Here is a 12,063-nt window from a genome sequence, read left to right as displayed (position 1 = left end):
AGCGCAGGCGCGATTGTCCACTGCGGGCGATGACGGATCGGCAGCACCGCGCACCGCAGGGATACTGCCCGACCATGCAGGCCATCCTCACCGTCACCGTCCCGTTCTTCGCGCTGATCCTGATCGGCTACCTCGCCGCGCGGCGCGGGCTGCTGCCGCTGGCGGCGGTGCCGGGGCTGAACGCCTTCGTGCTGTACTTCGCGCTGCCGTGCATGCTGCTGCGCTTCGGGGCGCGGCTGCCGGTGCGCGAGCTGCTCGATCCGGCGGTGCTCGGGCTCTACCTGGCCTGCGCGCTGGCGGTGGTCGCGCTGACGATCGCGCTGACCCGGCGCGCGGCCGGCAACCTGCGCGACGCGGCCTTCGGTGCGCTGGTGGCGGCGTTTCCCAACACCGGCTTCATGGGCGTGCCGCTGCTGGTGGCGCTGGTCGGGGCGGCGGCGGCCGGGCCGGTCATCACCACGGTGCTGCTGGACCTGTTCGTCACCAGCTCGCTGTGCATCGCCATCGCGCAGCTGCATCATGACGATCCGGCCGCCTCGCATGCGGGCGACGCGGCGGCCGCGCGGGCGGCGGTGCTGCGCTCGCTGCGCGCGGCGCTGGCCAATCCGCTGCCGTGGTCGATCGGGCTGGGCGCGCTGATGTCGGTGACCGGGCTGACGCTGCCCGGGCCGGTCGACCGGGTGATCGCGATGCTGGCCGACGCGGCCAGCCCGGTGGCGCTGTTCACCATCGGCGCGGTGCTGTGGCGCTCCGGGCTGGATGCGCAGGGGCGACCCGCGCCGCCGATGCCGCCGCGCCGCTACCTGCCGGTGGCGCTGATCAAGCTGGTCGTGCATCCGGCGCTGGTCTGGGGCGGCGGGCGGCTGGCGCAGCAGGCCGGCCTGGACCTGAGCGACTTCCAGCTGATGGTGCTGACGCTGGCGGCCGCGCTGCCCAGCGCCAGCAACGTCTCGCTGCTGGCCGAGCGCTACCGCGCCGACAACGGCCGCGTGGCCCGCATCATCCTGGCCTCGACGGTGCTGGCCTTCGGCAGCTTCGCGCTGGTGGCGTGGGGATTCGGGGTCGGAGCGGGTTCGGTGAATTGATTTCGATCAGTTCACGGAACGTCCCAAAATGGTATTTCCGCGTTCCTGTGTGAACATCCAGCCCGCATGTGTGTCCACATGATGTCAAGGGGGGCCATGACGGTGTGAGCGCACAGAGGATCGATGGAGACCCGGATGGAGAGGATCGACACGGCGCCGACAGGCTGCGCCGGCATGGTGGGGGTGGGGGCCTCCGCCGGCGGGCTCGAGAGCCTGCGCCAGCTGCTGGAAGGGCTGCCGGAGCATTCCGGGCTGTGCTTCGTTCTGCTGCAGCACATGGCGCCGGCCCATCGCTCGGTGCTGGCCGAGATCCTGCGCCCGCACAGCCGCATGACGGTGGCCGAGCTCGCCGAGGGCGCTCTGCCGCAGCCCGACACCGTGCTGGTCACGCCGAACAACGCCCATGTGCGCTTCGACGGCGAGCGGCTGCGGCTGAGCGAGCCGGAACCGCATTCGCTGCCCCGGCCTTCGATCAACCTGTTCCTGGAATCCCTGGCCATGCATCTGGGGCCGCGTGCCGCGGGCATCGTGCTGTCGGGCACGGGCAGCGATGGGGCCCAGGGGCTGCAGTGCATCCGCGATGCCGGCGGGCTGGTGCTTGTGGAGAGCGCCGACAGCGCGCGCTACAACGGCATGCCCGAGGCGGCCGAGCGGCGTGTCGGCCGTGACCGGCGCATGTCGCTGCAGGCGATGGGCCGGGCCCTGGCGGTGTGGGCCGCCGCGCCGACGAGTCCGCCGATCGGCGAGGCCGACATCCTGGCCGCGGCCGACCGGATCGACGACGATCTGATCGATCCGGCGCAGGGCGCGCCTGATCCCGCCATTCTCGAAAACCTCTTCCAGCGGGTTCGCCAGCGCAACGGCATCAATCTGGCCGACTACAAGGAGCCGACGCTGCGTCGCCGCCTGGCGCGGCGGATGCATGCGCTGGGCGTCGACACGCTGGTCGCCTACCTCGACAGGATCCGCGCCGAACCCGACGAGCTCGACGAGCTGGCCCGTGAAACCCTGATCTCGGTGACGTCCTTCTGGCGCAATCCGCTGGCGTTCGATCATCTGGTCGAGCAGGTCGCGCGGTGCCTGACGCGCAAGCCTGTCGGCGAGCCGGTGCGGGTCTGGGTGGCCGGCTGCGCGACGGGCGAGGAAGCCTATTCGGTGGCGATGGTCTGGCGCGAGGCGATCGGCGATCGCATCGAGACGCATCCGCTCCAGATCTTTGCCACCGACCTGGACCTGGAAGCGATGCAGCACGCTCGCCGCGGCGTCTATGACGTCGGGGCGATCGGCAGTCTGCCCGAGCGGCTGAGTTCCCTGCATTTCCAGCCGGCCGGCGCTCGCGTCGAGATCGACAAGTCCCTGCGCGAGAGCATCGTCTTCTCCCGCCATGATCTGACGCGCGATCCGCCGTTTCCGCGGCTGGACATGATCAGCTGCCGCAACGTGATGATCTACCTGAAGCCGGAGGCTCAGGCTCGCGTGATGCGGATGTTCCATTTCGCGCTGCGCCCGGGCGGGCTGCTGATGCTGGGCCAGAACGAGTCGGCGCTCCAGCACGAGGATCTGTTCCGTTCGCTGGACAAGGACGTGCGGCTGTACGAGCGCCGGGCCGGTCGCTCGCTGGTGTCGCGTCTTGGCAGCGAGGTGCCCGACCCGACGCCCGTGCCGGTGCCCGTGGCGGCCAGTGCGCCGGCCCGCGCGGTCGCTTCCGCGCCGTCGCTGGCCGAGCCGGAGCTGACGCTGCTGCGCCAGGGCGCGCGGCTCTATCTGCCGCCCTGCGTGCTGCTCGACGAGCGCCTGAGGGTGGTGCAGGTGCATGGCGACGTCTCGCCCTTCCTGCAGCTGCGCGCCGGGGCCCAGACCTTCGACGTGCTGTCGATGGCCCGGCCCGAGATCGAGACCGAGCTGCGGCTGCTGTGCGCGCTGCTGGGCGACGGTTCGCGCGACACGCAGCAGTCGGAGGTGGCGCTGGGCCCGGCGCGGCGGCGCCAGCGCTGGCAGATGGTGCTGCATGTCCTGCCCGAGACCGGCGTCGGGCCGGTGCGTCAGGTGCTGCTGGCCTTCCTGCCGCTGCGCGCGCGCAGCCGGCGCGGCCTCACCCCGGCCGAGTCGGGCGCGGCCGGCGCGGCCGAGCTGGCCGATGCGCGCGAGCGCATGAAGAGCCTGATCGAGCAGCTCGAGGCCTTCAACGAGGAGATGCAGGCGCTCAACGAGGAAGCGCAGGCCACCAACGAGGAGTTGCAGGCCAGCAACGAGGAGCTCGAGTCCTCCAACGAGGAACTGCAGGCGACCAACCAGGAGCTGGCCACCGTCAACGCCGAGCTCGGCCACCAGTGGCGGCGCCACCAGCAGCTCGCCGAGGAACTGCAGAGCATCCACAACAGCATCTCGATGCCGATGCTGGTCATCGACGAGCAGTACGGCATCAGCCGCTACAACACGGCCGCCGAGCGGCTGTTCCGGCTCAGCGCAGGCGCGGTCGGTCTGCCGCTGGCGACGATGCACCGGCCTGGCGGCATTCCCGATCTGGTGCCTCTGGTCGCCCAGGCCCGCGCGAGCGCCAGCCCGCTGGTGCTGGACCTGCTCCCCGGCGAGGACGGGCGCGAGTACGTGCTGCACTTCAACCACAACGTGCTGGGCGGCGAGCGCCGCGGCGTGGTGCTGACGGTGGTCGACAACACCGATCTGGCGCGTGCCCAGCGCCAGACCCGCCTGGTCGAGCGGCGCCTGCTGTCGGTGCTCAGCCACGGGCAGGCGCTGATGGCGATCAAGGACACCAGCGGCCGCTACCAGTTCGCCAACCCGCAGTACGCCGCCTTTCTCGGCACGAGCGTGGAGGCGCTGATCGGGCGCACCGACACGCAGGTGCTGCCGGCCGACACCGCCGCGCTGCTGCGCCAGGCCGATCTCGAGCTGCTGCGCGACGGCTCGGCCGTGGAGAGCGAGCAGAGCTTCGTCGTGGGGGGCCGGCGCCAGTGGTGGTGGTCGACCCGCTTCGGGCTGCATGACGCGGCCGGCACGCTCGAGTCGATCGGCGTGCAGGCGGTCGACCTGACCGCAACCCGCCTGGCCGACGAGTCGCTGCGCATCGCCGCCAAGGTCTTCGAGGTCAGCTCCGAGGGCATCATGATCCTGTCCCCCGACGGGTGCATCGAGCGGGTCAACCGCTCGCTGTGCCTGCTTGCCGGCCTTGCCGAGGCCGACCTGATCGGGCAGCGGCCGGACTTTCTCGATGGCGGGCGCAACGGGCCGGCCTTTCTGGCGGGCGTGCTGGCGAGGGTGCTCGAGCAGGGAGGCTGGCAGGGCGAGGTCTGGTGCGAGCGGCCGGAGGAGGCCATGTTCCCGGGCTGGCTCTCGGCCAGCCTGCTGGCGGGCGAGGCCGGCCAGCCTTCGCATGTGGTGGCGGTGCTGACCGACATCACCGCGCTGACCGAGACCCGCGAGAACATGCGCCATCTGGCCACGCACGACACGCTGACCGGGCTGCCCAATCGCAGCCTGCTGATGGACCGCATCAAGCACGCCATCGACAATGCGCGGCGCCATCGCACCGAGGTGGCGCTGTGCTTCATCGACCTCGACCACTTCAAGACGATCAACGACAGCCTCGGCCATGACGCCGGCGACGAGATGCTGAAGCTGGCCGCCCGGCGCATCGGCGAATGCGTGCGCGCCTGCGACACGCTGGCGCGCATCGGTGGCGACGAGTTCGTGCTGCTGCTGGAGAACACCTCGCGCCACGAATGCCTGCTGACGGTCGAGCGCATCACCCGGATGCTGGCCGAGAACGTGCCGTTCCGGGGCACGACGCTGTCGACCGGCGGCAGCATCGGCGTGGCGCTCTATCCGGTCGACGCCAGCGATCCGGCCACGCTGCTCAGCCATGCCGATGCGGCGATGTACCGCGCCAAGACCGGCGGGCGCGGCCGGTGCGAGTTCTACGCCAGCGAGGTCGGCAGCAGCGCGCGCCAGCGCCTGCACATCGAGAGCGGCCTGCGTCAGGCGCTGACCCGCCACGAGCTGCGGCTGTTCTACCAGCCGCAGACCGATCTGGTCAGCGGCGCGGTCCATGGCGTCGAGGCGCTGCTGCGCTGGACGCCGGCGGGCGCGCCGATCTCGCCGGCGGTCTTCCTGCCGATCGCCGAGGAGTCCTCGCTGATCGAGCGCATCGGCGACTGGGTGCTGGACGAGGCCTGCCGGCAGCTGGCGACATGGCGCGCGCAGGGCCATGTGGAGCTGTGCATGTCGGTCAACCTGTCGGCGCGACAGCTGCGCGACAGCGGCCTGCCCGACCGGCTCCAGCAGCTGCTGATCACGCATGGCGTGCCGGGAGAACGGCTGGTGCTGGAGATCACCGAAAGCGCGCTGCTGCGCCGCGACGAGGCGCTGGACCGCATCATGCGGCGCATGGAGGCGCTGGGCGTGCAGCTCTCGCTCGACGACTTCGGCACCGGCTATTCCTCCCTGGCCCATCTGCGTCATCTGCCGATCAGCGAGCTGAAGATCGACCGCAGCTTCGTGCAGGGCATGGCCGACCAGCGCGACGATCGCGAGATCGTCGAGGCGGTCATCGGCCTGGGCCGGGCGCTGGGGCTGCGCATCGTCGCCGAAGGCGTGGAGAACGCCGAGCAGATGGCCTGCCTGATGCAGCGCGGCGGAGCCGACCTGGTGGTGCAGGGCTTCCTGCGCGGCCGGCCGATGGCCCCGGACGAATGCACGCGCTGGCTGACGGACGCGGCGCTGCAGGACTGCCGGGCATGAGCGATCCTTCCGCCCCCCGGGTCCCGATGGCCTCCTGGTACCTGCTCGATGCGCAGGACCGCATCATCGACGTCAGTCCCGACTGGGACGCGGCGGCCGAGGCGGGACATGGCACGGCCAGCGCCTTCCGGATCGGCATCATCGGCCAGCCGCTGACGCGCTTCCTCGCCGGCGACACCACCCGCATGTTCATCGATTCGGCCTTGCAGGCGGCGCGCCTGACCGGCCTGCCCCGGGCGCTGAACTACCGCTGCGACACCCCGCTGCAGGCGCGGCAGATGCAGATGCGCCTGGTGCCCGGTCTGCAGGCCGAGGTCCGGGTCGAGCATGTGCTGCTGCAGTCGCGACCGCGTGCCGCGCCGCTGCGCTTCGTGACCGCTCCGGCCGAGGCTCCGGCGCTTCCCGGCCTGCCGCCCTGGCTGCGCTGCAGCATCTGCCTGTGGGTCTGCACGCCCAAGGGCTACTGGGAGCCGCCCGAGCATCTCCAGGCCGCGCGGCCGCTGCGGGTCGACTACACCGTCTGCCCGCGCTGCCAGGCCGAGATGACGCGGCCGGGCTGAGTCCGCGGCGCGCGCTTCAGAGGCTGCGCGCCTGGAAGGTGTCGCACTGCGCCGGCTGGCCGCTCTGGAAGCCGCGCTGGAACCAGCGCATGCGCTGCGCGCTGGTGCCGTGCGTGAAGCTCTCCGGGCGCACCGCGCCGCCGGCGTTCTGCTGCAGCGTGTCGTCGCCGATCTGGTGCGCGGCGTTCATCGCCTCTTCCAGGTCGCCCTGCTCGAGCCACTGGCGGCCCTGCTGCGAGCGGCTGGCCCAGACGCCGGCGAAGCAGTCGGCCTGCAGCTCGACGCGCACCGACATCGCGTTGGCCTGCGCCTCGCTCTGGCGGTTGCGCAGCGCGTCGACCTTGTCGGTCACGCCGAGCAGATGCTGGACGTGGTGGCCGACCTCGTGCGCGACGACATAGGCCTGCGCGAAGTCGCCTGGCGCGCCGAGCTGGCGGCGCATCGTGTCGAAGAAGTCCAGATCCAGGTAGACCTTCTGGTCGCCGGGGCAGTAGAACGGGCCCATCGCCGCCTCGCCGGTGCCGCAGGCGGTGCGGGTGGCGCCGCGGTAGAGCACCAGCACCGGCTTGCGGTACTGGCGGCCCGATTCGCTGAAGACCTGGCCCCAGACGTCCTCGGTCGAGGCCAGCACCGTCGAGACGAAGCGCGCGCTCTCGTCCTGCGGCTTGGCGTGCGGCGTGCCCTGCGTGCTCTGGCTGACCGGGGCCTGGCCGCCCTGCAGGCTGCCGAGCACGCTGATGACCGTGCCGGGGTTGATGCCGAAGACCCAGCTGGCCACCAGCGCGACCGCGATCGTGCCCAGGCCGACACCGCGGCCGCCGCCGATGCGGATGCCGCCACCGCCGCCGCCGCCGCCACCGTCGCGGCGGTCCTCGATCTGGTCGCTCTCGCGCTGTCCTTCCCACTTCATCGTCGCTCTCCTCGGCGCAGGCTCCCGGTACTCGGGGGTTCGTGAATTGTTGCCGACCTCATGCTGCCATGAAGCGGGCGGCCGCGGCTCATCCTGCAGTCCAGTAGCCCGGTGTCGCGTAGGAGTGCTTCAGGAAGTCGATCCACAGCCGCACCCGCAGCGGCAGGTGGCGCACATGCGGCAGCACCGCGTAGATGCCGTTGGGCGGCGCGGCGTGGGCGTCGAGCACGCTGATCAGCCGCCCGGCGGCCAGATCGGCCTCGACCTCCCAGGTGCTGCGCCAGGCCAGGCCCAGGCCGGCCAGGCACCAGGCGTGCAGCACCTGGCCGTCGGTGCAGTCGAGCCGGCCGGGCGGGCGCAGGTGCTGCACCTCGCCGTCGATCGTGAAGGCCCAGCCGCGCGACTGGCTGGCCTCGGAACTCAGCGTCAGGCATTCATGGCCGCCGCGCATCAGCTCCAGCGGATGCTGCGGCACGCCGGCGCGCGCCAGATAGGCCGGCGCGGCCACGCACAGCCGCCGGTTGTCGGCCAGCCGCACCGAGATCAGGCTGGAGTCGGGCAGGTCGCCGACGCGCACCGCGCAGTCGTAGCCCTCGTTGACCAGATCGATCACCCGGTCGGAGAGGTTCAGCGAGATCGACACCTCCGGGTGCTGCGCCAGGAAGCCCGGCACCAGCGGCGCGACATGGCGCCGGCCGAAGCCGCCGGGCGCGGTGATGCGCACATGGCCGCTGGCCTTGACGCCGCCGGCGCTGACGCTGGCCTCGGCGCTGGCGATGTCGGCCAGGATGCGGGTGCAGTCCTCCAGGAAGGCGCTGCCCTCGTGGGTGAGCGAGAGCCGGCGGGTGGTGCGCACCATCAGCTTCACGCCGAGGCGCTCTTCCAGCGCGTCGAGGCGCCGGCCGATCACGGCGGGCGCCACGCCCTCGGCCTGCGCGGCGGCGCTCAGGCTGCCGCGGCTGACGACGGCGGCGAAGGTTTCGAGCTGCTTGAGACGGTCCATGCGGGGTGGGGGATGGGCAAGAGCGGCGGAAGGGGTGGGCGGCGGAACGAGCGGCCGATGCGCTTGCACGAGGCGGAGTTGCTTGCGCTGCCTCGAGTCCCGCAGTTCGACATCGAGAACAACGCGTCCGTGCGGACGCTCTTTTTTCAGCCGGCATTTCCACGGGCATAGGCACGAGCGATCTGGCGAGCGAGGTTGATGTCTCTGCTGGTGAGGCCGCCGGCGTCGTGTGTGGTCAAGCCGATGTCCACCCGGTTGTAGACATTGCTCCACTCTGGGTGGTGATCCGCCTTTTCAGCGAGCATTGCAACGGCGGTCATGAATGCAAAGGCGCTGACAAAATCTGGAAACGACAACGAGATGTGCAACCTTCCGTCCTGAATTTTCCACTTGCTTGGACCGACACCCGGATCGTTGGCAAGAAAGTGCTCTATTTCTTGCTGAGTCAGTCGCAGTATCAATTGGATTCTCCGGTGGATGCGGTTGATTCCGGGAAGAGCAGGAACTCCAGCTCAAGCACAAACGTGCCGGCTGGAACGAATGAAAGGGCCATCCCCTCGCACTGCGCGTGATACGGAGGACGCTGTCAATAGGCGCCGCGCTTGCCCAGCGCGCATCATGAGACAGCCGCAGCAAAGACCGGTTGTAGTTTTGCGGTCTGCACCTTGTTCTCCCTGTCGGTCGCTGGTTTCTTGTGCGTTGGTTGGATCGTTTGAACGCTGCTCAGACGGGTTTCATAAAAACTCGCCCGGAGAGGTTTTGTTGACTTCGCGGGGATGCCCTTGTAGTTAGGCGTCATCGCTACTCTGCTGCCTTGGAATCGTTCTGTGTACTTGTTTGATTCTGCTTTCGCGCCAGAGTCGCAAGAGCCGACTTTGATATCTCAGCTAGTTTGTCCCGGAGTTCTGGAACAGCGTGTACCGCCTTCGCAAAGGCGGGAGAGTTGACAAGTTCGTGCCAGGGGCTTCCGTGAGACGAGGACTCAACCAGACGCAGCGGGGCTTCTTCCAGCCTGGTAAGTGCTGAGTCGAAAAGGCGGGCTTCGAAGGCCGCATCAATTCTGGCCGCTTCCTTCCGATATCCTTCGTAGGCGCGCGCCACTGCGGCTTTGAATGAGTAGTCTTCGGCGAGACGAAAGCGTTGTCCGATTTGCTTTGTTGCAAGCCAAGCAAACCAGATTGGTGCGCCGATGCTTGCCACCGATAGCAAGGAGTGCATGAGGATCGCACCCCATCTGGGGTCGGGAGCGGAAAGAGCGGTAGAGAGTGTTTGGATTCGCTCTACGCCAAGGTATGCGCCGGCAACCAGAGCTGCAAGTAGGCCCGCAGTCCAGGCGACCATCGACCATCCGAGTCGGGTTGCCCGCTGGTCAAATGCTGCTGCTAGGCCTCTGCTCGTGCTCGCACGGTAAGCCTCCTCACACTGCTTAAGTACCGCCTCGGCCTCCTCGTTCGTCTTCTTCATCGCCTCAGCACGCCTTTGCGACTCCATAGAGTTGCTGGCGGCCTCTTTAGCCTTCAGAGTCGACTCTTCAACTGCTTCGGCGAGCGTCTTTCTGGCTTCAGCTAGGGCTTGTAGATCCAATGGCAGAGACTCCGCAGCGGCGTGAGCACGCTTGATATCGGAAATCTGGGCTTCAAGGGCATCCTTCTTCGGTGCCAGTTGCTCAAGCTCTGCGCTTATCGAGCGCACCCGTCGAGCAAGCGCTGCTGGCATAGCTTTAGAGTCGCTAACGACCTGCCAGTCTAGTATTGTCGAGAGTATTAAACGAAGACCAACAAAGGTGTTTACGTAAGCAGGGACGGCTTGCGGTGAATTACCCCCAAACATCTGCGGCAGAGTGTTCCCCTGCAAAATCTGAAGTCGCCTTGGAATGTCGCGTACCAAAGGCAATAGAGCCTCATCGATTGAATCTGGGTCAGCGTTCCTCAAGTCTCTTGCGAGCATTCGTGGTAATGCAGACAAATCATGTCGTGTCAGGGCCGGACTATGCCAACCAACTGCTTCTGTCATTGTTGAGTCGTTACCCCAGGTGTTTGTAACTTGGGTTGCGAAGGCGTCAAGGGCCTCGCATGCTTTAGTCAGTTCCTCGTTCAACCTAGTTGCTCCCTGTTATTTTTGCTTTGGAGTCCAGCCCCGAAAGCCGCTACATTCGATTATGACGCCTAACGTAAAATTAGACTATATTTGCATAAGATTTCAGAGAGATAATTTCATTCATTGGGGTGCTCTTTTATTTCATATGTATCCCCGCCGATTACTGCTTCTAGATTTGTTTCGCAGTATTGTTTGATGGCATTAATTATTGGAATTAATGGGTGGGTGGTTAAAATTTCCAGGTTGGTTTTCTCATAAATATATCGCCACTCCACAAATGTGTCATCATATGCTTTTAATCCAAGATAGATAGATTCCGTATATCCGTTATGAGATGCAAATTTGGCGATCTCATTTTGAGCTTCTTCAGGAATTTTTTCGAAAAGTTTGCTTAATGCATGCCCTTTACCTCCGGGAGATATTTTTATAGTACCATCACGCCCCTGGTAAATTACACTCCCTTCTATTTCAATCTCGTCTTCCAAGTAACTGATTGAGGCATTGATCGATTTAAGAAATATCTCTGTTGCAAGACAGATATTCACCATGCCTGGAATAAACAACCTTTTATTTTCAGACTCGATCAGAATTTTTCCAGTTTCTGCAAACGCTTTTCCTTGGTAGTATATGGTTCCTAGACATTTGTAGTGAATGACTTTCTTGTAAACTTTTTTCATTTTGATTGCTGGTTGGTTGTGAAGATGTTTTTGATTACATCATGGTCTAACGTTTGAATTCAGCGGACCAGCCAGCGCAGCTGGCGCAGGTCCGCTGCAATGAAAGGTTAAACAGCACCACTGGCTGCCAGCCTCTCGATGAATGCATCACCCTCGGCCGACTCCGAAAGCAGGTAATGCCCGGACCAGTTGTCCCAACCGGCAGCCAACGTGAATTCCGGCACCTGGAAGGACGGGTGAATTTGTTCGCCTGCGCCGAGCACAGCAGTGCCGATGCGAGTGAACTTGTATTCATTGACTAGTAGCGCTGCCAGGCCGTGCCAGGCAGCGTCAGATGCTTCGCCCAACTCCAGCAAAAGATGCCCATTGGCGGCACGATGAACAGTAACGGTCATAGGTGCTGTTTAACGTAATTTAGACCTTACGGCCCCGCTGCCTAACATGTCTGCTGACATCTAACACGTCAGCAAGAATATGCCTAAACTGTTGTCGGCATTGAAGTTTTTTTCTGCCTTGCATGGTTTGCTCCCCGTAAAAACGACCCCAAAGCCTGCACTGCTGGCGTAACCCGTTACGCCCCGAAATGCAGAAACAGCATACCCGCGCCCGGATCCGCTCGTCCACTGCGGCCCCCCCCGTTCGCCAGCCCCTCACATGTAACAACATGCTGAGCAGACCACTGCCCCTTGGCGTCGGTGTAGCATCCATCCCGCTCGCATCCACTGCGGGCACGGGCTTGGCAGCCCGGAAGCTTGGCGCAGCCGCCGCGCCCAACGCGGCTTTTTCACGCCCCTACGGCGCGTGAGCTGCGCGCATGGTTCCGTCTATGGCGGGCCGTGTGGGAGGGGGCAACCCCTGCCGGTCCAAGCCCGGTCTGCCAACCTGCACGGTCTGCCGCCCCTCTCTTGGCAGGGAGGAGCAGCAGGTTCAAATCCTGTCGCTTGGAGCCATTCATGGCTGACGCCCTCCATTT

9 protein-coding genes are annotated in these 12,063 nt (G+C 66.0%); 3 read left to right on the top strand and 6 right to left on the bottom strand.

Annotation, left to right across the window (positions count from 1 at the left end; translation table 11 throughout):
* The first annotated feature begins 74 nt into the window (after window positions 1-74).
* From HNQ01_RS00630 to HNQ01_RS00620, 3 genes are all read left to right on the top strand, one after another.
* Window positions 75-1,085 (top strand): AEC family transporter, encoded by a 1,011-nt coding sequence (locus HNQ01_RS00630; RefSeq protein ID WP_173803382.1) that lies wholly within the window; start codon window positions 75-77, stop codon window positions 1,083-1,085.
* Window positions 1,086-1,220: 135 nt separating this feature from the next.
* A complete protein-coding gene (locus HNQ01_RS00625; RefSeq protein WP_173803381.1) occupies window positions 1,221-5,843 on the top strand; it encodes an EAL domain-containing protein in 4,623 nt (1,540 codons plus the stop codon).
* Entirely contained in the window at window positions 5,840-6,403 is a 564-nt protein-coding gene (locus tag HNQ01_RS00620; protein WP_173803380.1) for a hypothetical protein, read from the top strand. The genes HNQ01_RS00625 and HNQ01_RS00620 overlap by 4 nt, the downstream gene beginning before the upstream one ends.
* 16 nt (window positions 6,404-6,419) lie before the next feature.
* On the opposite strand, the gene ypfJ is transcribed toward HNQ01_RS00620, so the two are convergent.
* From ypfJ to HNQ01_RS00590, 6 genes are all read right to left on the bottom strand, one after another.
* Entirely contained in the window at window positions 6,420-7,313 is an 894-nt protein-coding gene (gene ypfJ, locus HNQ01_RS00615) for a KPN_02809 family neutral zinc metallopeptidase (protein WP_173803379.1), read from the bottom strand.
* An 88-nt stretch (window positions 7,314-7,401) separates the two neighbouring features.
* Window positions 7,402-8,316, bottom strand: a complete 915-nt coding sequence (locus HNQ01_RS00610; RefSeq protein ID WP_173803378.1) for a LysR family transcriptional regulator — start codon at window positions 8,314-8,316, stop codon at window positions 7,402-7,404.
* A 146-nt stretch (window positions 8,317-8,462) separates the two neighbouring features.
* Window positions 8,463-8,774 carry a 4a-hydroxytetrahydrobiopterin dehydratase gene (locus HNQ01_RS00605; protein WP_434801475.1) on the bottom strand — a complete coding sequence of 104 codons (312 nt, stop codon included), beginning with the start codon at window positions 8,772-8,774 and terminating at the stop codon, window positions 8,463-8,465.
* Window positions 8,775-9,117: 343 nt separating this feature from the next.
* Window positions 9,118-10,413, bottom strand: coding sequence for a hypothetical protein (locus tag HNQ01_RS00600; RefSeq protein WP_173803377.1), 1,296 nt, complete (start codon window positions 10,411-10,413; stop codon window positions 9,118-9,120).
* A gap of 116 nt (window positions 10,414-10,529) precedes the next feature.
* The gene (locus tag HNQ01_RS00595) at window positions 10,530-11,090 is read right to left on the bottom strand and encodes a hypothetical protein (RefSeq protein ID WP_173803376.1); all 561 of its coding nucleotides are present in this window, start codon (window positions 11,088-11,090) and stop codon (window positions 10,530-10,532) included.
* 107 nt (window positions 11,091-11,197) lie between these two features.
* Window positions 11,198-11,485 carry a hypothetical protein gene (locus tag HNQ01_RS00590; protein WP_173803375.1) on the bottom strand — a complete coding sequence of 96 codons (288 nt, stop codon included), beginning with the start codon at window positions 11,483-11,485 and terminating at the stop codon, window positions 11,198-11,200.
* Window positions 11,486-12,063 lie beyond the last annotated feature (578 nt).

The sequence above is a fragment of the Sphaerotilus uruguayifluvii genome (assembly GCF_013294065.1).
In the GTDB taxonomy this organism is placed as follows: Bacteria; Pseudomonadota; Gammaproteobacteria; order Burkholderiales; family Burkholderiaceae_C; genus Sphaerotilus; species Sphaerotilus uruguayifluvii.
Note: the sequence above shows the minus strand (reverse complement) of the source record. Positions and strands in the feature narration are given on the sequence as shown.

Bases quoted from the DNA above. Each gene is read 5' to 3' on its own strand.
- HNQ01_RS00620 (WP_173803380.1), top strand. From the start codon at position 5,840: ATGAGCGATCCTTCCGCCCCCCGGGTCCCGATGGCCTCCTGGTACCTG.
- HNQ01_RS00610 (WP_173803378.1), bottom strand. From the start codon at position 8,316: ATGGACCGTCTCAAGCAGCTCGAAACCTTCGCCGCCGTCGTCAGCCGC.
- HNQ01_RS00625 (WP_173803381.1), top strand. From the start codon at position 1,221: ATGGAGAGGATCGACACGGCGCCGACAGGCTGCGCCGGCATGGTGGGG.
- HNQ01_RS00595 (WP_173803376.1), bottom strand. From the start codon at position 11,090: ATGAAAAAAGTTTACAAGAAAGTCATTCACTACAAATGTCTAGGAACC.
- HNQ01_RS00630 (WP_173803382.1), top strand. From the start codon at position 75: ATGCAGGCCATCCTCACCGTCACCGTCCCGTTCTTCGCGCTGATCCTG.
- HNQ01_RS00590 (WP_173803375.1), bottom strand. From the start codon at position 11,485: ATGACCGTTACTGTTCATCGTGCCGCCAATGGGCATCTTTTGCTGGAG.
- ypfJ (WP_173803379.1), bottom strand. From the start codon at position 7,313: ATGAAGTGGGAAGGACAGCGCGAGAGCGACCAGATCGAGGACCGCCGC.